Raw genomic sequence first — 20,256 nt, forward strand, 5'->3', positions numbered from 1 at the left:
CCAGTGACAAAGATTCTGGTGACAGGCGGAGCGGGCTATATCGGCTCGCACGCCTGTAAGCTTTTGCGGGCGGCGGGTTTCATCCCTGTGACCTTCGACAACTTTTCGACCGGCTGGAAACAGGCGGTCAAATTCGGACCTGTGTTCGAAGGCAACCTGTTGGATCCCGACGCGCTGAAGCGGTGTTTCGAAGAACACAAGCCAGTCGCCGTCATGCACTTTGCCGCGCTCAGCCAAGTGGGCGAGGCGATGTCAAAGCCCGGCCTGTACTGGCGCAACAATGTCTCGGGTTCGCTGAACCTGATCGAAGCCGCCGTCGAAGCAGGCTGCATGAATTTCGTCTTCTCATCGACCTGTGCGACCTATGGCGATCAGGACAACGTTGTGCTGGACGAAAACTCGGCCCAGATGCCGCTGAACGCGTATGGCGCGTCCAAGCGCGCGATCGAAGACATCCTGCGCGATTTCGAGGCCGCCCACGGGCTGCGCCACATCATCTTCCGCTATTTCAACGTCGCAGGCGCCGACCCCGAGGCCGAAGTGGGCGAATTCCACCGCCCCGAAACGCACCTGATCCCCGTCATGCTGGAAGCCATCGAAGGCAAGCGTGACGCGCTTACGATCTACGGCACCGACTATGACACGCCCGACGGCACCTGCATCCGCGACTATGTCCATGTCTGCGATCTGGTCGAGGCGCATATTCTGGGTCTGAAGTGGCTGCTGGATGATAAAGAAAGTCGCGTGTTCAACCTTGGAACGGGCGACGGTTTTTCCGTCCGCGAAGTCATCGATGCCTCGCGCAGCGTGACCAACCGCGACGTGCCGCACACCACAGGCCCGCGCCGTGCAGGTGATGCGGTGAAACTGGTGTCGGGGTCCGAACGCGCGATCAAGGAACTGGGCTGGTCGCCGAAACGGTCGAACATGCGGGACATGATCGAAGATGCGTGGCGCTGGCAACAGCACGGCGAATACACGGAATAACACTGTGACACCCCCTGCCCGCCTTCTTGACCTGACCCGCCTGACCAGCCGCGCAGGCCGTCCGATGACGGGTGTCGACAGGGTCGAGTTTGCCTATCTGACTTACGGGCTGACGGACGACGTGCCGCTCCATGGTCTGATCCGCACATCGGTGGGCTATATCCTGCTGGATCAGGAAGGCTGCCGTGAATTCCGCATCCGGCTGATGACCAATGATTGGGACCAGCCCGGCTTTCTGTCACGACTAGCAAGGCGCGGTGATCCAGCCCGCGCAGGGGTCGAGGCGACACTGCGCAAAATGGCGCGCGGGCGCACGGTAAGATCCCGTCTGGGCAAACTTCTGCAACGCCACCTGATGCCCGGAACGCACTACATCAACACCGGTCACACCATGCTGGATGCGCACACGGTTAAAGGGCTCCGGCAGGTTCTGGACCTGAAAATCGCCTTTCTGGTGCACGACACGATCCCGCTTGATTACCCGCAGTATCAACGTGCCTGCACGGTCGAGACTTTCCGCGTTTTGCTATCGCGCGCCGCGGATAACGCCGATCTGCTGATCGCGAATTCCCAACAGACCGCCCGCGATATTGCCCGCCACTGCCCCAGCGCGCCGCCGGTCGTTATGGCCCACCTTGGCGTGCAAATCCCGCGTTGCGGCACCCCACCTGAGGGGCCTTGGAACAAAGACAACTACTTTGTCACCCTCGGCACGATCGAGCCGCGAAAGAACCACGCGCTGTTGCTGGATGTCTGGGAAGATTTAGGCGACGACGCCCCTGACCTGCTGATCATCGGATCACGCGGCTGGGAAAACCGCGAAACACTGGCGCGACTGGATGCAAAGCCGCCGCACATCCACGTGCTCAGCGGTTTAAACGACGATCAGGTCTTTGGACTTATGAAAAACGCCCGCGCGCTGCTGTTTCCAAGCCACGCAGAAGGCTTTGGACTACCACCTGTAGAAGCAGCGGCACTGGACCTACCCGTAATAGTACACGAACTGCCGATCTATCACGAAGTCCTTGGCGACAAAGCCATTTACGCTGACATCGGCGACCGTTATCTTTGGCGGCAATATATAGAACGGCTTGCCCAGTCGGGCGACGCGCAGATTGACGGCCTTATAGATCGCACCATCCAATTTGTTCCGCCAAATTGGGAAGATCATTTCAAGGTCGTCTTTACGCATATCTGATAGGGCCGTTGTAAAGGGCATGGTCATTCGACTATGCAGGAGGTTGGTAGTTGGGCGTCTGGCGGTCCTACAGATTACGATTGCAAAGACGGCGCTGGTTGATCCGCGCCTTCCGCAAGCGTCGTGACCTGCGGGCCATTGCAAACCGCACCGACCAGATCCGAAAATCCGATCTGCTGCTGTTTTCGACCATGCGGAACGAAGGCATCCGCCTGCCTTACTTCCTGAATTACTACCGTGACATGGGGATCAACCACTTTCTGTTCGTCGACAATGACTCGACCGACGGATCGCTGGATTACCTTGCGCGGCAGCCGGATGTGTCTGTCTGGCATTCCAAGGCCAGCTATAAACGGTCCCGTTTCGGCGTGGACTGGCTGAACTGGCTTCAGATGAAATACGGGCACGAACATTGGTGCCTGACCGTCGATCCCGACGAATTCTTTCTGTACCCGTTCTGCGATACGCGCCCCTTGCGCGCGCTGACCGACTGGTTGGATGCGTCCTCGATCAAATCCTTTGGCGCGATGCTGTTGGATATGTACCCCAAGGGGCGTATCGACGCGCAACCCTATGAGGCTGGCCAGAACCCGCTGGAAATCGCGTCATGGTTTGATCCCGGCAACTACATGATCCAGAAGAACCCGCAGTACGGGAACCTGTGGATTCAGGGTGGCCCGCGCACGCGCATGTTCTTTCCCGATGAACCGGAACGGTCGCCTGCGCTGAACAAGATTCCGCTGGTCAAATGGAACCGGCGCTATGCATTTGTCAGTTCGACCCACACGCTTTTGCCGCGCGGCCTGAACCTTGTGTATGACGAATGGGGTGGTGAAAAGGCATCCGGCGTTCTGCTGCACACCAAATTCCTTGATACGTTTTCGACCAAGGCGCAGGAAGAACTGGAACGCCGCCAGCACTATGCGGGGTCCAAGGAATACATCGCCTACGCCGACGGGCTTCAGGACAATCCTGACCTGTGGTGCAAGTGGTCTGAGAAATACATCAACTGGCGCCAGCTTGAGATTCTGGGACTGATGTCCAAGGGGAACTGGGCATGAGCGTCGGGATCATCATGCTGGTGCACACCGCGCTGGGACGCGCGGAACAGGTCGCCCGCCACTGGGCCAAGGCCGGTTGCCCCGTTGTGATCCATGTCGACGCCAAAGTGCCGCGCAAGGCTTACACGGATTTCGTTGAACGGCTGTCTGACATTGACGATCTGGCCTTTTCCCTGCGCCACCGCTGCGAATGGGGATCGTGGGGGCTGGTCGCCGCCAGTCAGGACGCGTCCGAGCTGATGCTGTCCAAATTCCCTGACGTACGCCACGTCTATCTGTCGTCAGGGTCGTGCCTGCCACTGCGTCCGGTTGAGGAACTGATCGACTATCTGGCCGAACGCCCGCGCGTGGATTTCATCGAAAGCGCCACAACCGCTGATGTGCCTTGGACCGTGGGCGGTCTGGACGAAGAGCGCTTTACCATGCGGTTCCCGTTTTCGTGGCGCAACAACCGCTATCTGTTCGACAAATTCGTCGACCTGCAACGCGCCGTCGGCTACCGCCGCCGCGTGCCGCGCGGCATCGTTCCCCACATGGGAAGCCAGTGGTGGTGCCTGACCCGTCAGACCCTGTCGGCGATCCTTCAGGACCCGCGCCGTCATGTCTATGACCGGTATTTCCGCCATGTGTGGATTCCGGATGAAAGCTATTTCCAGACACTTTCGCGGCTGTATTCGACCACGATCGAAAGCCGGTCGCTGACCCTGTCCAAGTTCGACTTCCAAGGCAAACCGCACATCTTCTATGACGACCACCTTCAGCTTTTGCGGCGGTCGGACTGTTTCGTTGCGCGGAAAATCTGGCCACATGCGGAACGGCTTTATAATGCGTTCCTTGGTGATGCCGAGGCACAAGCCAGCCGGACTGAACCGAACCCAGGCAAGATCGACCGCATCTTTGCCAAAGCGGTGGACCGCCGGACGCGCGGCCGCCCGGGCCTCTATATGCAAAGCCGTTTTCCGAACTGGGGTTGGGAAAACGGGCTGACGGCGGGCAAGTATTCGGTTTTCCAAGGGTTCAGCGAACTTTTCACCGATTTCGAACCTTGGTTGGCGCGCGCGACTGGCACTCAGGTTCATGGCCATCTTTTCGGGCCTGACGCCACCAACTTTGCCAACGGACAAAGCGTGATCAACGGTGCTTTGTCGGATAGTGCCGCCATTCGTGACTATAACCCGCGGTCCTTCCTGACGAACCTGATCTGGAACACCCGTGGCGAACGGCAGTGTTTCCAATACGGGCCGACGGACACGCCCGAAATCAACGAACACTTCGCCCGCGACCCGAACGCACAGATTTCCGTGATTTCTGGCGCGTGGGCTGTTCCGTTGTTCAAATCCAACCGCAACTTCGGCGAAATCCGCGCCGAGGCCGCGCAGCTTCAGAAAATCGAAGCCAAGATGCTGGATGAGCTGCGCTCGCCCGACGCCAAGGCGCGCATCCGTATCTGGACCATGGCCGAATTTATCGAGGCCCCGATGGAACCCCTACAGGTCATCATCGACGAGATCGGGCAGAAATCCGTTCGCCGCCTGTCCGAGGCACCGAGAATGGAAAACCTTGCGGGCTTTGGTCAGTTTTTGCAGAATTTGAAGAACCAGGGGATGCACCCCTATCTGATGGGGGATTTCCCCGTGGATCCGCCACAACGCCATGGCGCAAGCCGTGCGCGCAGACCGTATCTAGTTAAGAAATAACGTTTTATGACGCAGCGCTTCGACTATTTCGTGGTCTTCGCCGAAATGCGGACCGGCTCGAATTTTTTGGAAACGAACATCAACGCCTTTCCGACCCTGACGTGTTACGGCGAGGCGTTCAACCCGCATTTCATCGGCTATCCGAACAGCACCGAAATCCTTGGCATCACTCAGGAAGACCGTGAAAAAGACCCGCTGCGCCTGTTGGCCCAGATCGCCAAGGCCAGTCATGGCTTGGGGGGCTTCCGCTATTTCCACGATCATGATCCGCGCATTCTGGATGCGATGCTGGCGGACCACCGCTGCGCCAAGATCGTCCTGACACGCAATCCGATCGACAGCTATGTCAGCTGGAAAATCGCGCAGGCCACCGGCCAGTGGAAACTGACCAACCTGAAAAAGCGCCGCGAAGAAAAGGCCGTATTCGACCGCCGCGAATTCGAAGAACATCTGACCGCGCTGCAGGAATTCCAGATCACGCTTCAGAACCGGCTTCAGGTGACCGGACAGACGGCGTTTTACGTGGCCTACGAAGACCTGCAAAGCGTTGAGGTCATGAACGGCATGGCCGCATGGCTGGGCATTCCGGACCGGCTGGAAGAACTGGACAAGTCCCTGAAACGCCAGAACCCGCAGCCCATCGCGGACAAGGTGGAAAACTTTGACGATATGGAACGCGCACTGGTGCGTCTGGACCGGTTCAACCTGACCCGCACCCCGAATTTCGAACCCCGTCGTGGACCGGTTGTGCCCAGTTACATTGCGGGTGCCAAAACACCTTTGCTGTACATGCCGCTACGTTCAGGGCCCGAGGATGCGGTCAAGAGGTGGCTGGCTGCGCTGGATGGCGTCAGCGAGGCGGAACTTGTCGGCGACTTCAGCCAGAAAACCCTACGACAGTGGAAAAACGCCAACCCGCAGAACCGCAGCTTTACAGTGGTGCGCCACCCACTCGCCCGCGCCCATGCCGCCTTTTGCGAGAAGATCGTATCAACAGGCAAAGGCAGCTTTGCGCAAATCCGCCGCAACCTGAACAAGCACTATAACCTTGGCTTGCCCGACGACGTATCGCCCGAAACCTATGGGGCCGAAGATCACCGCAAGGCATTCCACGGCTTTTTGCGGTTCATCAAGGCCAACCTGTCCGGCCAGACCAGCATCCGGACCGATGGCCATTGGGCCACGCAAAGCCTGACGCTGACAAACATGGGTGAATTTGCGCTGCCTGATCTGATCGTTCGCGAACACGAAATGGAAACCTATCTGCCCGCACTGGCGATGCAGGCAGGCAACCCTGCGCCCGCTGATCCGGTGCCCGCCGCGAAAGACGTGCCTTTCACGCTGTCCGACATCTATGACGACACGATGGAACAGCTGTGCCGCGACGCCTACGGGCGCGACTACATGATGTTCGGCTACCAGGACTGGTCGGAATAACCTACGCTTTGGCCAAAGAAAAACCCCGCCGGAAACCGACGGGGCTTTTTGATTTTTCAGGTCAGCTTAAGCCGCTTGAACAGACTGGGCTTCGGTCAGGATGGTGAACAGCTTGTTCGCATCCGGATTTGACCGCAGCTTGGTGCAGAAGTTCGCATCCCGCAGCGTCCGCGACACAAGCGCCAAGGCCTTCAGGTGTTCAACACCCGCATCTTCGGGCGCGAACAGAGCAAAGACCAGATCAACCGGTTGGCGGTCGACCGCCTCAAAGTCGATTGGCTTTTCCAACAGAATGAACAGACCTTTGACCTCGTCCAGGTCCGGAACCCGCGCGTGCGGTAGAGCGACGCCGTGGCCCACACCAGTGGGACCAAGGCTTTCGCGTTCCATCAACGCCTCGACTGTCATCGAAGCGTTAAACCCATAGGCCGAGGCCGCAAGATCGGCGATGTCATGCATCAGCCGTTTCTTACTTGATACCGCACCGACGATTTTGACAGCGTCAGGCGTTAAAAGATCCATGAAATTCATTTGCAGATTGCTCTTGCTTATCCGATCAGGCCGGCCAGTTCATGGCGTGACTTATGGGTCAATCCAACCGATGTTCCCGTCTTCACGGCGATAGACAACGTTCACGCCGTCTTTCTTTTCGTTCCGGAAGACAAGTACCGGCGCGCCGGCAAGCTCCATTTGCATGACCGCCTCACCTACAGAAAGGGAAGGGATCTTGGTTTCCATTTCAGCCACGATGATCGGTTGAAGCGTATCCGGTTCAACGGCCTCATCGGCCTCTGTCGTTCCGGCGAGGATATACGAGGAGGCTCCGAAAAGTTCAACCGGAGTCGTCCGTTCCTTATGATGATCTTTCAATCTGCGCTTATAGCGGCGCAGTTGTTTGTCCATTTTCTCAACACATGCCTCGAATGCAGCATAAATTTCATTCTCATGTGCCTTGGCTGTACAGGTTAGGCCAGTGGACAGGTGAACAGTGGTTTCGCAGACGTACTCATGCCCGCTTTTTGAAAAAATGACGGTTCCGTCAGTGGGACGGCCAGCGTACTTTTCGATGACAGAGCCCAGTTCGGTTTTGACGTGCGTCTGAAGAGCTTCGCCAACATCGATCTGCTTTCCCGTAATCTGATAGCGCATGGAAGTGTCCTTCTTATTATGTCTGCACAGGCGAACAGGACGGACCAAACCGGTCCGGTTTTTTACGCCAGGCAGAGGTGGTAAGGGCGGGCGGATTTTGGTTGATCGACTTGGCCCCTTGAACAAGGGGGAGCCGATTTCCAACCTGGATCGTGCATCGCCATACTTAATATGAAAGCATGCCGCGCCCGACTGTCAATCGAATCCTATAGAAAACTATCTAATGCTCGCGGAAACGGGCAATTCAGCCGAAGCGGAAGCTGTCACCCAGATACACACGGCGCACGTTTTCGTTCTGAACCACTTCGTCCGGCGCGCCGGACATCAGAACCTTGCCGTCGTGCAGGATGTAGGCGCGATCGACCAATTCCAGTGTTTCGCGCACGTTGTGGTCGGTGATCAGAACACCGATGCCACGGTTTTTCAGATCAGACACCAGATGACGGATATCCCCGACCGAAATCGGGTCGACACCGGCAAAAGGTTCATCCAGCAGCAGGTACTTTGGATCAGCCGCCAGACAGCGCGCGATCTCCACACGGCGCCGCTCACCACCCGACAGCGCAAGCGCGGGCGCGCGGCGCAGGTGTTCGATGGAAAATTCGCTTAACAGTTCTTCCAGACGTTCGCGACGCTTGCGCGCATCTTTCTGCGAGATGTCCAGAATGGCAGCGATGTTCGCCTCGACCGTCAGGCCGCGAAAGATCGACATTTCCTGCGGCAGATAGCCGATCCCAAGACGCGCACGGCGATACATGGGAAGGAAGGTGACATCCTTGCCATCAATGTTGACCTGCCCGCCTTCGGGATTCACCAGACCGGCAATGGCATAAAAGCTGGTCGTTTTACCGGATCCGTTAGGGCCAAGCAGTGCCACAACCTCGCCAGGCTGTACTTCCATGCTGACGTCACGGATCACGACACGCTTGCGATAGCTTTTGCGCAAGTGCGAAATGACCAATCCACCTTGGCCTTTGGTGACTGTCAGCTTGGGTGCCGTCATTACTGGCCTTCGCCCTCTTCGGTGTTCGAACTGGGCTGGATGATCGACCGGACACGCCCGTCCATCTGGGCCGTGCCATCCTTGAGGTAAACGGTCATACGATCCGACGACAGCGCGTTGCCCCCTTGGGTCAAAAGCACGTTGCCGATCATGACCACGACATTGTCTTGCAGGTTATAGTCGGCGCGATCCGCCTCTGCGGCTTCCTCGCCGCTGACCAGCGTGACGCCGCCCGTGGCCTCAAGCCGGTCGATCTGACCTGCGCCCTCGGCGTAAACCACCAACACGCGGGGGGCGGCCAGACGCATCTCGCCCTGACCGATCACAACGTTGCCTGTATATAAAGCCGTGCCGTCGCTTTGGTTGACCGACAGGTTATCAGCGCTGACTTCGATCGGCAGAGACGAGTCCTGCTGCACTGACCCAAAGGCCACGTTTGCCCCTTGGGCAAAAGCCGCACCACCTGTCAGGCAAAGTGCGGAAATCAATAGAAGTCTTTTCAACATACGGCAGCACTCAATCGCTTTGGGGTTCGTATATCATCTTGACGCCGTCAGTGAAAAGCAATTGCACGTCATCCCCGCCACTTTCCGCCTGATCTGTGATCACCATGCGACCGGCGGTCAGAGTGCCCTCGGGCGCCGTAGCGGTGACAGTGCCTTCACTTTCGGCAGAGATCCGGTTTGTGGCTGCCTTCAGCGTGTCGGTTTCGATGGTGTAGCCCGTAGAACTGATAATCCGCACGCCCCCGCGCAAGGTTGCAGTGCTGGCTTCATTATCCAACGCAGCATCCGGCGAAGACAGATTGATGCGTGACCCGTCGGTCATATCCATCTGGGCCGCGAAATCGCTGGCGACCAACCCATCTGTCGCATCCGGATCAGGGCGCGTTGTCGCCGCACGCAATGTCAGCAAAGCACCATCGTCCATCGTGGCGGAGTAGGTCGCGTTGCTGGCTTGCTCGGATTCTTTTTCCTCTAGGATCGCGCGCGTGCGAACGGGAAGATCTTCGGTCGGGTCGCTTTTCTTGGAGAACAGAAAGATCGTCGATAACAGTCCCAGCGCCACAAGTGGCAACAGGATTTTCATCCACGCGACAACCCGCGAATATGTGCCCTCTGCCCGTGCCATCAGGAATGAGCAAAGATATCCGTGTCCGGCCAACCCGCCAGATCAAGCTTGGCGCGGGTGGGCAGAAACTCAAAACAGGCATCGGCCAGTTCTTTGCGACCTTCGCGGATCAGCATCTCATCCATCTTTTCGCGCAAGCGATGAAGATGCAGAACATCCGATGCCGCGTAATCCAGTTGCGCGTTGGTCAGTTCGTCCGCGCCCCAATCGCTGGACTGTTGTTGCTTCGAGATGTCGACGCCCAGCTGTTCCTGCAAAAGGTTCTTCAGACCGTGGCGGTCAGTATAGGTGCGCACCAACCGGCTGGCGATTTTGGTGCAATAAACCGGCGCGGCCAACGCACCAAAGGCATTATACATAGCTGCGATATCGAAACGGCCATAATGGAACAGCTTCAATACGTTCGAATCTTCCAGAAGCCGCGCAAGGTTTGGCGCGCTGGTCTGACCTTTGGCGATCTGAACCATATGGGCGTTTCCGTCACCGCCCGACAGCTGCACAACGCACAGCCGGTCGCGATGCGGATGCAATCCCATCGTTTCGCAATCAATGGCAACGGTGTCGCCCAAGTCCAGATCATCGGGCAGGTCGCCTTGATATAGAAAATTGGCCATGCGTTCGCCCTTAAGTGCTCAGTTCGATGTATCGGACATAGACAGCCCGCCCGCGCGAGGCAACTCACCTAGGAAAACCTTCGCCGATATCGGGGGATTCAGCGGATGATTCGGGCGAATCCCGCCTTAATTCGGTCCAATTTCAGGGGTGGTATCGAAAGACACACCACATTATCGCCCGATTTGTAACATTTCGTGAGCACTTTCCTACAGCTTTCGCGTGTCGGCTTTTTTACCCGAAACACGAAACCGGCAGGTATTGGGTCAAGTAGAATCAATGACCAACTAAAGTCACTTTGATTATACAAGAACTTTCAAAAATATCACTCACGTTGAATATAAATTCGGTCAAAAAAGACAAAAGAATGACCGCCTTTGATAAAAAATAGCCCAAATGAGAAACAATCGAGATTTATTTCAAAATTGTTCTCAAATGCAGCCCAATAGCGCCGCCCTGAACAGGTGAAAAATCGCACTTTTTAGGGGGAATTCTCTGACTTTTTCCCCCATTTTATTACCCGACTGCATCCCCACATACAAAACGCACCAGTGGCCAGACAACCGTCCGCGCGGAATTAAGGGGTTAATATGAGAACCGCGCGCGGGTTTTGCATGAAAATGCGATACAACTCAAAAGTGCATGCAAAACTGCCCCGTTGACTAAAATCTGCCACAAATGCATATCGAAAGAGTATCCAATGTCTTTCGGACGGCGGATGCAAACAAAAGCGCCTGGGGGCTGGTGCTGAAATTACGGGGTTAAGTTCGGTCTGCGCGTCGCTGCCTGCTTTGTGTAACGATCATCCCAGCATTCGCCTTGGCGAAAGCACTCAAAAGCCTCGGTTTCAGGTTTTTGGGCACGGGACATGTTTGTGTACAGTTAGCGATTGATCGTTCGGAACTCCACTAGTGGGTTTTCGGAGGGTCTTCATGACCATGCACTTGTACCAGTCGGTTAAGTCTAACGAGTTCGAAAGTTTAGTGGTTGGCGCCCTTGATGGTGCCCGTACGAGTTCTGTTTATCGTGGCGTCGCGAAACGCGCCCTGGACATTATGCTTGTCTTGCTCGCAACCCTCCCTGCTTTGATGATTGCTCTGCCGTTTGTACTTCTCGTCGCTCTGGATGGGCGGTCTCCGTTTTATCGTCAGCGCCGTGTCGGCAGAAACGGCGCTGTCTTCAACATGTGGAAACTGCGCAGCATGGTCCCGAACGCGGACCAGATGCTGGAAGGGTATCTTGCGGCCAACCCCGCAGCCCGTTCCGAATGGGACCTGACACAGAAACTGCGTCACGACCCGCGCATCACCAAAGTTGGCCACCTCATTCGCAAAACGTCCATCGACGAACTGCCGCAGCTCTGGAACGTCCTGAAGGGCGATATGTCCATCGTTGGCCCGCGTCCGATGATGGTTGATCAGCAGAAAATCTATCCCGGCACGGCGTATTACGCGCTGCGTCCCGGCATCACCGGTTTTTGGCAAACCTCGGTTCGTAACGAATCCAGCTTTGCCGACCGCGCGCAGTTTGATACCGATTACCTGCGCCAGATGTCCTTCCTGACCGATTTCCGGGTCATGCTGCGTACTGTGCGCGTCGTGGTTAACGGAACAGGCTGCTAAAAACGCATGACATCACCGCAGATCAAGTCACTTGATCATCTGGTTCTGACGGTCGCGGATATCTCCGCGACCATTGCGTTTTATTGCGATGCTTTGGGCATGACCCATCAGGAATTTCGCGGCGCAGACGACGTCCTGCGCCACGCGCTGGTGTTCGGGTCGCAAAAGATCAACTTGCATCAGGCCGGGGCCGAGTTTGAACCCAAGGCCAACCACCCGACACCCGGAAGCGCTGACCTGTGCCTGTTGTCAGATACGGCTCTGGACGACTGGATCGTCCATCTGTCGGCTTGCGGTGTAGGGATAGAAGAGGGCCCAGTGGGTCGCACAGGCGCTGTGGGGCCGCTCAGGTCCATTTACCTGCGCGACCCCGATGCAAACCTGATCGAGATATCAAATCAGCTCTGACGCGCTTCTGCGAGTTCGCGAAGCTGGCCCATCAGTTCACCAAGGAACTTGTGCGTGCCGTCGTTGGTCAGCTTGCCGTTTTCATCAAACTGCTGACCGGATTGACCAAGCATGATCTCGGGACCCGGAATGACATGAGGACGAAACGGGTTCAGGCACAGACGCAGCATGGATTGTGCGCGGGCCCCACCCTGCACACCAGCCGCCGCCGACATCACAGCCACCGGACGACCTGACCAAGGCTGCGTTTTGGTCCGGCTCAGCCAGTCCAGCGCGTTCTTCAGCGATCCGGAAATGCCTTTGTTGTATTCAGGCGTGGTCACGATCACCGCATCAGCGGATCGCAGCAATTCGTCCGCTTTCAGGACGGCCTCGGGGATGCCTTCGGCTTCGACATCACCATTATAAACCGGCCAGTCGATATCCATTTCCTCGAAATCCGCAGGTCCGAAGTGTTCCACTGCCGCCATCATCAACATACGGTTCGTCGATGCCTTGCGCAGCGATCCGCAAATTCCAACCAGTTTCAATTCAGCCATGTGATCGTTCCGTCCTTCTTGCCGTCCTGCCGAAAAAGAAGGCGCCACAGCAAGCTGCAGCGCCTTTGCTTGCACTAAAATTGTGTCAGATCAGGTTGTTGGCAAGATCACAATTTCAACACGACGATTCTGTGCGCGACCTTCCGGTGTCAGGTTCGACGCGATCGGTGCGTCTTCACCACGACCGATGGTCTGGATACGGCCAGAAGACACGCCATTCGAAATCAGGATACCGGCAACGGCCTGCGCGCGGCGCTGCGACAGATCAAAGTTGTAACCTGCGTCACCTACGTTGTCGGTGTGACCGACGACCTGAACGGTGCTGTTCGGGTATTGCAGAAGGTTGTTGGACAGCGCAGCCAGATCACCTTGCAGCACGGGGCTGACGGATGTGGAATCTGTGGCAAACAGGATGTCCTGCGGCAGGGTCACGATCAGACGGTCACCTGTGTTGCGGATAATGACGTCGTCGTTTGCCATCTGCTGGCGCAGCGCGGCTTCTTGCTTGTCTAGTTCATTGCCGATCAACGCGCCTGCGCCTGCACCGATTGCGGCACCTACGATAGCGTTGTTGCGGCGTTCTTCAGCGTCGTTGCCGGCGATCACGCCAGCCAGTGCACCCACGCCAGCGCCAATCAGGGCACCTTGCTGCGTGTTACGACGTGTGTTGTCGGGGCTGTTCATCACGGCCGGATCACAGGCGGTCAACGCCATAAGCGCGGCTGTGGACAACAGGATATTTCTGCTCGTACGGATCATTTGGGTCCCTCGTGTGTTGGTCATCCCAGAGTGAGTTCAACGCAGCTTATACGAGGTTCGTTCCATCCATCCCAAGAAAACATCCTGTGAATAGGCAGCATTTTGCCAATAAGTTGATTTACTCACGCATCCTCTCGCGCACCTTCCCATGCCAGAATCGCGCGTTTCACAGGAAGCCCCCAATGATAGCCACCCAAACCACCTGATTTGCGCAGGGCACGGTGGCACGGGATCAGATAACTGATCGGGTTCCGACCGACGGCTGTTCCCACGGCCCGCACCGCTTTGGGGTTACCAATCGCCTCGGCAATCTCGGAGTAGGTGGTCACATATCCCGACGGGACTTGCATCAGCGCCTCCCACACCTTGATCTGGAACGGCGCACCGATCAGCACCAAAGGCACCTCGCCCGGACCGGTGCCAAAGGCGGTCTGCGTCCATTGCGCCAGCTTCTCGGGCGCTTCAACAAACCGTGCTGCTGGCCAACGCGATGTCATATCGCGCATCGCTTCTTCTTCGCCGCTTTCAGCCGAAAACGCGATGCCGCAGATGCCTTTATCTGTACCCATCACCAATGCGGGGCCAAAGGGGCTATCGAACCAGCCCCAGTAAATCTCGCGCCCCTCTGCACCTGTGGCGTATTCACCGGGGCTCATAGCCTCCCACCGCAGGAACATGTCATGCAGGCGGCCCGTGCCGGACAGCCCTGTCGCATGGGCCGTTTCCAGCGTGGTGAACCGATCCCGCAGCAGCGCCTTGGCGTGTCCAAGCGTCAGATACTGGCTGAACCGTTTCGGGCTGACACCAGCCCACTGGGTGAACACACGCTGGAAATGCGCAGGACTCATGTCCATCGCAGCGGCCAGTTCCTCAAGCGTGGCGGTTGGTCCCACCTGATCCACAAGTTCGATGGCGCGGCGCATGATCTGGAAATGGTAGCCTTCGGTCTGCACGTTCATCGGGGGCCTCGGTCAAATCAGGGTAGCTTGGCCACACCTTAGCGTCAGGACGCCGCGTCCCGCGACCCGAATGTTGCGCAATGTGCCCGCAGCCGTCATTAACGCGCCATGGCAAAGCAGCTTGATTATCATACGATCCGCGAAATCTTTACCCGCTTCCAAGCGGCCGAGGCGGAACCGAAAGGCGAATTGAACCACGTCAACGCCTACACGCTTGTCGTGGCGGTCGCGCTGTCTGCGCAGGCCACCGATGCGGGCGTGAACAAAGCGACCGAAAAACTGTTCCAGATCGCGGACACGCCGGAAAAGATGCTGGCACTTGGCGAAGAGGGCGTGATCGAACACATCAAGACGATCGGGCTTTATCGCAACAAGGCCAAGAACGTCATCAAGCTGTCCAAAATTCTGGTCGAAGAATACGGCAGCGAGGTTCCCAATTCCCGCGCCGCGCTTGAAAGCCTGCCGGGTGTGGGCCGCAAGACTGCGAACGTCGTGCTGAACATGTGGTGGCATTATCCGGCGCAGGCGGTGGATACCCACATCTTCCGCGTCGGCAACCGGACAGGCATCTGCCCCGGCAAAGATGTGGTCGCCGTAGAACGCGCCATCGAAGACCACATCCCCGTCGATTTCCAACAACACGCACACCACTGGTTGATCCTGCACGGACGCTATATCTGCGTGGCCCGAAAACCCAAATGCGCGGCCTGCCATATCCGCGACCTCTGTCAGTTCGAGGACAAAACCGAATGAAAAAGTACCAAGTCGTCGGCATCGGCAACGCCGTTGTAGACGTGATCACCCGCGCCGAAGACAGCTTTCTGGATCACATGGGGATCGAAAAAGGCATCATGCAACTGGTCGAACGCGAACGCGCCGAAGTGCTGTACGGCGCGATGGATGACCGCGTTCAGGCACCCGGTGGATCGGTTGCGAACACGCTGGCGGGCCTGGGCAATCTGGGTCTGCGCACCGCGTTTATCGGCCGTGTCAAAGATGACGCGCTGGGCCGCTTTTATGCGCAGGCCATGGCCGATGACGGCACCGATTTCGTGAACGCGCCTGTGGCGGGTGACGAACTGCCTACATCGCGATCCATGATCTTTGTATCGCCCGACGGCGAGCGCTCGATGAACACATACCTTGGCATCTCGTCCGAGGTCGGCCCCGATGACGTATCCGAGGACGTCGCAGGCGAGGCCGAGATCGTGTTTCTGGAAGGCTACCTGTTCGACAAGGACAAGGGCAAAGAAGCGTTTGTCAAAACCGCCCGCACCTGCCGCGCTGCGGGTGGTAAGGCTGGCATTTCTCTGTCCGATCCGTTTTGCGTCGACCGCCACCGCGATGACTTTCTGACGCTGATCGAAAACGAACTGGATTTCGTGATAGGGAATGAGGCCGAGATTCGCGGCCTCTACGGCAACGACGATCTGGAATCCGATCTGGCCGCTGTCGCCGCGATCTGCCCGATTGTGGTCTGCACACGTTCCGGTGACGGCGTCAGCATCATCCGCGACGGCCAGCGCACCGACGTGCCGGTTCAGAAAACCGTGCCTGTGGATGCCACAGGCGCAGGTGACCAGTTTGCTGCCGGCTTCCTGTACGGCTTGGTGACAGGCGCGGATATGGACGCTGCGGGCCGCATGGGCTGCGCCGCTGCCGCCGAAGTTATCAGCCACATGGGCCCCCGCCCCGAGGTCAGCCTGCCCGAGTTGTTCAAGACCAACGGCCTGATCTGAAACCTGAAGACTTGACTAGAAACCGGCGCGATCCAGCGCCGGTTTTTTTGTGCCTTACTGCCGCTCGGTCCGGACGATGATTTCGGCGATACGGCGGGCGATTTCCTGACTGGTTTTCGTCGCCGGATGCACCAGATCATTCGCGAAATAACTGGCATCGCCTTCTGGCACCAAGCCCTGCAAAGACAGATAGTTCAGCCGTCCGGATTGCTGCGAAAACAGATCAATCCGCGCTTCCAGCGCATCGCCCCACGGTTTGCAGGCCTCGATCGGGGTGTCGATACCGGGGCTGCGCAGGTAGCCCACATAGATCACGCGCGATCCGTTATTGTGTATAGCGCTCAGTAACTTGGGGATTTCGCCACGCTTGCCGTCGGCCGAAATCAGGCGATCCAGCTTGCCCTTGCATGACTTGCTGCACCCACAGCCCAGCCACAGATCGTTGCCGCCACCGTTCAGTACCACCCAGTCCCAGTGACCGGGTTTGTACTGGCGCGGAATAGAAAAGCCCAAAGCCCCCGTCAGCGGCAGGCGATAGATCATCCATGCGCCAAGCTTGGAGTTATCTTCGACCTCGGTTTTCAGGTAGCGTTCAAGGTATTGCCCGACCGAGCGGCCCTTGATCTTGTGCACCGCCATCAGGGAATCGCCCATCACCAACACTTTGCGCTCTTGCGCCAGCGAACTGGTCGCTGACAGCAAAACGCTTATGCAAAGTGCCAATAAAAAACGGGCCATGTATCCTGCCTTGTTTAACGTGGTCAGCCGATCAATGCGCCTCGGCCCAGTTCGCCCCCTGACCGGCATCAACAACCAGCGGCACATCCAGTTTTACAACGGGATCAGCGGCGTTTTCCATGACGTCGCGGGCCGCAGCGATCAATTCGTCGACAGCGCCTTCTTCCACTTCGAACAACAGTTCGTCGTGCACCTGAAGCAGCATCGTCGCGGGCAATTTCGCAATCGCATCCGGCATACGGATCATCGCGCGGCGGATGATGTCGGCGGCGGTGCCTTGAATGGGCGCGTTGATCGCGGCACGTTTAGCAAAGCCTGCGCGCGGGCCTTTGGCGGCGATCTCGGGCGTGTGGATCACGCGACCGAACAGGGTTTCCACACGGCTGTGTTTCTTGGCGAATTCGGTGGTTTCGTCCATGTAGGTCCGGATACCGGGGAAGCGTTCAAAATACCGATCGATAAAGCCCTGCGCCTCGGCCCGCGGAATGCGCAGGTTCCGCGCAAGTCCAAAGCCCGAGATACCGTAAATCACACCGAAGTTGATCGCCTTGGCCTGACGGCGCACGTCCGGCGTCATTTCGTCCAAGGGCACGTTGAACATTTCAGACGCGGTAGCTGCGTGAATGTCCTGCCCTTCGCGGAACGCCTGTTTCAGCGCATCAATGCCCGCGATATGCGCCAGAATGCGCAGTTCGATCTGGCTGTAGTCCAACGACACCAGCACCTTGCCCTGTTCGGCAATGAACGCCTCGCGGATGCGGCGGCCTTCTTCGGTCCGGACGGGAATGTTTTGCAGGTTCGGATCGGTCGAGGCCAAGCGCCCCGTGTTCGCGCCCGCGATGGAATAGGACGTGTGCACGCGGCCCGTTTCGGCGTTGATGTGTTCCTGCAGCGCGTCGGTGTAGGTCGATTTAAGCTTGGACAACTGACGCCAGTCCAGAACGCGGCGCGGCAGTTCGTGTTCGGTTGCCAGATCCTCAAGCACATCAGCGCCGGTTGCATAGGCGCCGGTCTTGCCCTTTTTGCCACCCTCGAAACCCATCTTGTCGAACAGAATCTCACCCAGCTGTTTGGGCGATCCGACGTTAAAGGGCTGGCCCGCCATTTCGTGGATTTCGGCCTCAAGCCCCGCCATTTTCTGCGAAAACGCGTTGGACATGCGCGACAGCGTATCGCGATCCACCTTGATGCCCGCACGTTCCATATCCGCCAGAACCGGCACCAAGGGGCGCTCCATGCCTTCATAGACACGGGTCACCTTGGCCTGATGCAGTTGCGGCTTGAAAATCTGCCAAAGGCGCAGGGTGATATCCGCATCCTCGGCCGCGTATTTCGTGGCCTCATCAATCGGGACCAGATCAAATGTAATCTGACTTTTGCCCGAACCGATGACCTCTTTGATCGGGATCGGCGAATGGGACAGATAGCGTTCGGACAGTGCGTCCATGCCATGGCTGTGCAGACCTGCATTCATCGCATAAGACAACAACATCGTGTCATCAATCGGTGCGATATCAATGCCATAGCGCGCCAGTACCTTGGCGTCGTATTTCATGTTCTGGCCGATTTTCATCACAGCCGGATCTTCCAGCAGCGGTTTCAGCAGCGCCAGCGCCTCGTCCAGTTTGATCTGCCCTTCGGCCAATTCGGCCCCACCGAACAGATCATCGCCCCCTTGGCTGCGATGCCCCAAGGGGATGTAAGCCGCCTTTCCCGCCTCGACCGACAAAGACACACCGACCAGTTCCGCCGTCATTTCGTTCAGGCTGGTGGTTTCGGTATCGACCGCCACGTAACCAAGCTCATGCGCCTGCGCGATCCACGTCTTCAACGCCTCGACATCGCGCACACAATCGTAGCTGGCCGGTTCAAACGGGATGTCCGCCACCGACGGGCCGTTGTCGGCGGGCGGGTTCGCACCCTGCGGTGTGGTGTCAGGAATGACCGGAGCCTCGACCCCGAACGCATCCGCAATCCGCTTGGTCAGCGTGCGGAATTCCATCTCTTTCAAAAAACCTAGCAACGTGCCGGGATCAGGATCGGTGTGTTCCAGATCATCCAGCGTGAAATCCAGCGGCGTTTCACAATCCAGCTGCACCAGCTTTTTCGACAGTTCGATCTGATCGCGCTTTTCGATCAGGGTCTGACGGCGCTTGGGCTGTTTGATCTCTTCCGCGCGGTCCAACAGTTCTTCCAGCGTGCCGAATTCACCCAGCAACTGAGCCGCCGTTTTCACACCGATCCCCGGCGCGCCCGGCACGTTATCGACGGAATCGCCTGCCAGCGCCTGAACATCCACCACGCTTTCGGGATAAACGCCGAACTTTTCAAACACGCCATCGCGGTCGATCACACGGTTCTTCATGGCGTCGTACATGACAACACCATCGCCTACCAACTGCATCAGGTCCTTGTCCGAACTGACGATCGTGACCGACCCGCCCGCCTCACGCGCCTGACAGGCCAGCGTGGCGATGATGTCGTCAGCCTCGTAGCCTTCAAGCTCTTTGCAGGCGATATTGAACGCCTCGGTCGCGCGACGGGTCAACGGGATCTGCGGGCGCAGATCTTCGGGCATCGCCTCTCGGTTGGCTTTGTACTGATCGTACAGATCGTTGCGGAAGGTATGACTGCCTTTGTCGAAGATCACCGCAATATGCGTCGGCGCATCCTTGCCCGAGTTATTTTCGACATAGCGCTGCAACATGTTGCAGAACCCGGACACGGCCCCAATCGGCAAACCGTCAGATTTGCGGCTCAGCGGCGGCAGGGCGTGATAGGCGCGAAAGATGAAAGCCGATCCATCAATCAGATGCAGATGCGATCCCTTGCCAAATCCCGTGCTCATGCCGTCGTCTCCATAATCAGCGTCATCAGGTTTCTGACATGTTCCGAAGGATGCCGCCAGCAAGTCTTTTGCCGACAACAGTCACAAACAGCCGAAACAGCAAAAGCCGCCAAACCGCAGGTCTGGCAGCGATCGGGTCAATCTACAGAAAGAATGGATCAGGCTTTGTCGGCGTGATCTTTGTGAATAAAGCGGGCATCGCAATAGCCGCACTCGACCCAGCCCTGATCTTGGGGGATCTGCAGCCACACACGGGGATGACCCAAAGCACCTTCGCCGCCATCACAGGCAACACGATAGGTATCGACGATTTTAGTTTCAGGCGCGTCCTGGCTCATTGCGTGGATTCCCCTCGGGTCTTCTTTGCAC

At 57.6% G+C, this 20,256-nt stretch carries 21 protein-coding genes; 9 read left to right on the forward strand and 12 right to left on the reverse strand.

The features are described from left to right. The first annotated feature begins 3 nt into the window (after positions 1-3). Genes galE through C4S59_RS11125 form a run of 5 tightly spaced genes read left to right on the forward strand, consistent with a single transcriptional unit; the run spans position 4 to position 6,380 of the window. Positions 4-987 carry a UDP-glucose 4-epimerase GalE gene (gene galE / locus C4S59_RS11105; RefSeq protein ID WP_103910578.1) on the forward strand — a complete coding sequence of 328 codons (984 nt, stop codon included), beginning with the start codon at positions 4-6 and terminating at the stop codon, positions 985-987. A gap of 4 nt (positions 988-991) precedes the next feature. Further along, entirely contained in the window at positions 992-2,185 is a 1,194-nt protein-coding gene (locus tag C4S59_RS11110; protein ID WP_234994741.1) for a glycosyltransferase family 4 protein, read from the forward strand. Positions 2,186-2,235: 50 nt separating this feature from the next. Continuing rightward, positions 2,236-3,246 carry a glycosyltransferase family 2 protein gene (locus C4S59_RS11115; RefSeq protein WP_103910580.1) on the forward strand — a complete coding sequence of 337 codons (1,011 nt, stop codon included), beginning with the start codon at positions 2,236-2,238 and terminating at the stop codon, positions 3,244-3,246. Further along, a complete protein-coding gene (locus tag C4S59_RS11120) occupies positions 3,243-4,943 on the forward strand; it encodes a DUF5927 domain-containing protein (RefSeq protein WP_103910581.1) in 1,701 nt (566 codons plus the stop codon). Before C4S59_RS11115 ends, C4S59_RS11120 begins: the two co-directional genes overlap by 4 nt. Positions 4,944-4,949: 6 nt before the next feature. After that, a complete protein-coding gene (locus C4S59_RS11125; protein WP_103910582.1) occupies positions 4,950-6,380 on the forward strand; it encodes a sulfotransferase family 2 domain-containing protein in 1,431 nt (476 codons plus the stop codon). Positions 6,381-6,446: 66 nt separating this feature from the next. Here the strand turns inward: C4S59_RS11125 and C4S59_RS11130 are convergent, their stop codons facing one another. The 6 genes from C4S59_RS11130 to C4S59_RS11155 all read right to left on the reverse strand — a co-directional run bounded on the left by C4S59_RS11130 (position 6,447) and on the right by C4S59_RS11155 (position 10,277). Then, complete coding sequence (locus tag C4S59_RS11130; protein ID WP_103910583.1) at positions 6,447-6,911, reverse strand: PTS sugar transporter subunit IIA; 465 nt, start codon at positions 6,909-6,911, stop codon at positions 6,447-6,449. Positions 6,912-6,962: 51 nt separating this feature from the next. Beyond that, a complete protein-coding gene (gene hpf / locus C4S59_RS11135) occupies positions 6,963-7,529 on the reverse strand; it encodes a ribosome hibernation-promoting factor, HPF/YfiA family (RefSeq protein ID WP_103910584.1) in 567 nt (188 codons plus the stop codon). 244 nt (positions 7,530-7,773) lie between these two features. Beyond that, positions 7,774-8,532, reverse strand: a complete 759-nt coding sequence (gene lptB, locus C4S59_RS11140) for an LPS export ABC transporter ATP-binding protein (protein ID WP_103910585.1) — start codon at positions 8,530-8,532, stop codon at positions 7,774-7,776. Further along, positions 8,532-9,038 (reverse strand): lipopolysaccharide transport periplasmic protein LptA, encoded by a 507-nt coding sequence (gene lptA / locus C4S59_RS11145; RefSeq protein WP_103910586.1) that lies wholly within the window; start codon positions 9,036-9,038, stop codon positions 8,532-8,534. The genes lptB and lptA overlap by 1 nt, the downstream gene beginning before the upstream one ends. Before the next feature lie 10 nt (positions 9,039-9,048). Next, entirely contained in the window at positions 9,049-9,663 is a 615-nt protein-coding gene (lptC, locus tag C4S59_RS11150) for an LPS export ABC transporter periplasmic protein LptC (protein ID WP_103910587.1), read from the reverse strand. After that, positions 9,663-10,277: a ribonuclease D gene (locus C4S59_RS11155; protein WP_103910588.1), complete on the reverse strand. Its 615-nt coding sequence runs from the start codon at positions 10,275-10,277 to the stop codon at positions 9,663-9,665. The genes lptC and C4S59_RS11155 overlap by 1 nt, the downstream gene beginning before the upstream one ends. Positions 10,278-11,207: 930 nt before the next feature. Here C4S59_RS11155 and C4S59_RS11160 point away from each other — a divergent pair. Together C4S59_RS11160 and C4S59_RS11165 are read left to right on the forward strand one after the other, a co-directional pair. After that, positions 11,208-11,897, forward strand: a complete 690-nt coding sequence (locus C4S59_RS11160) for a sugar transferase (RefSeq protein WP_103910589.1) — start codon at positions 11,208-11,210, stop codon at positions 11,895-11,897. 6 nt (positions 11,898-11,903) lie between these two features. Further along, entirely contained in the window at positions 11,904-12,305 is a 402-nt protein-coding gene (locus C4S59_RS11165) for a VOC family protein (RefSeq protein ID WP_103910590.1), read from the forward strand. On the opposite strand, the gene C4S59_RS11170 is transcribed toward C4S59_RS11165, so the two are convergent. The 3 genes from C4S59_RS11170 to C4S59_RS11180 all read right to left on the reverse strand — a co-directional run bounded on the left by C4S59_RS11170 (position 12,296) and on the right by C4S59_RS11180 (position 14,562). Next, positions 12,296-12,844, reverse strand: a complete 549-nt coding sequence (locus C4S59_RS11170) for an NADPH-dependent FMN reductase (RefSeq protein WP_103910591.1) — start codon at positions 12,842-12,844, stop codon at positions 12,296-12,298. The genes C4S59_RS11165 and C4S59_RS11170 overlap by 10 nt on opposite strands. Before the next feature lie 90 nt (positions 12,845-12,934). After that, on the reverse strand, positions 12,935-13,603 hold the full coding sequence (locus tag C4S59_RS11175) for an OmpA family protein (protein WP_103910592.1): 669 nt from the start codon (positions 13,601-13,603) through the stop codon (positions 12,935-12,937). A gap of 122 nt (positions 13,604-13,725) precedes the next feature. After that, on the reverse strand, positions 13,726-14,562 hold the full coding sequence (locus C4S59_RS11180) for a methylated-DNA--[protein]-cysteine S-methyltransferase (RefSeq protein ID WP_103910593.1): 837 nt from the start codon (positions 14,560-14,562) through the stop codon (positions 13,726-13,728). A 108-nt stretch (positions 14,563-14,670) separates the two neighbouring features. Between C4S59_RS11180 and nth the strand changes: the two genes are divergently transcribed. Continuing rightward, the gene (nth, locus tag C4S59_RS11185) at positions 14,671-15,315 is read left to right on the forward strand and encodes an endonuclease III (protein WP_103910594.1); all 645 of its coding nucleotides are present in this window, start codon (positions 14,671-14,673) and stop codon (positions 15,313-15,315) included. Beyond that, positions 15,312-16,301, forward strand: coding sequence for an adenosine kinase (locus C4S59_RS11190; RefSeq protein WP_103910595.1), 990 nt, complete (start codon positions 15,312-15,314; stop codon positions 16,299-16,301). Before nth ends, C4S59_RS11190 begins: the two co-directional genes overlap by 4 nt. Before the next feature lie 54 nt (positions 16,302-16,355). Here the strand turns inward: C4S59_RS11190 and C4S59_RS11195 are convergent, their stop codons facing one another. The 3 genes from C4S59_RS11195 to C4S59_RS11205 all read right to left on the reverse strand — a co-directional run bounded on the left by C4S59_RS11195 (position 16,356) and on the right by C4S59_RS11205 (position 20,225). Beyond that, positions 16,356-17,039, reverse strand: coding sequence for an SGNH/GDSL hydrolase family protein (locus C4S59_RS11195; protein WP_234994742.1), 684 nt, complete (start codon positions 17,037-17,039; stop codon positions 16,356-16,358). A 31-nt stretch (positions 17,040-17,070) separates the two neighbouring features. Beyond that, positions 17,071-19,887 (reverse strand): DNA polymerase I, encoded by a 2,817-nt coding sequence (polA, locus tag C4S59_RS11200; RefSeq protein ID WP_103910838.1) that lies wholly within the window; start codon positions 19,885-19,887, stop codon positions 17,071-17,073. Positions 19,888-20,045: 158 nt separating this feature from the next. Continuing rightward, on the reverse strand, positions 20,046-20,225 hold the full coding sequence (locus tag C4S59_RS11205; protein WP_103910596.1) for a zinc-finger domain-containing protein: 180 nt from the start codon (positions 20,223-20,225) through the stop codon (positions 20,046-20,048). Between the last annotated feature and the right edge of the window lie 31 nt (positions 20,226-20,256).

Origin of the sequence: Thalassococcus halodurans, from assembly GCF_900108225.1 — a bacterium.
In the GTDB taxonomy this organism is placed as follows: Bacteria; Pseudomonadota; Alphaproteobacteria; order Rhodobacterales; family Rhodobacteraceae; genus Thalassococcus; species Thalassococcus halodurans.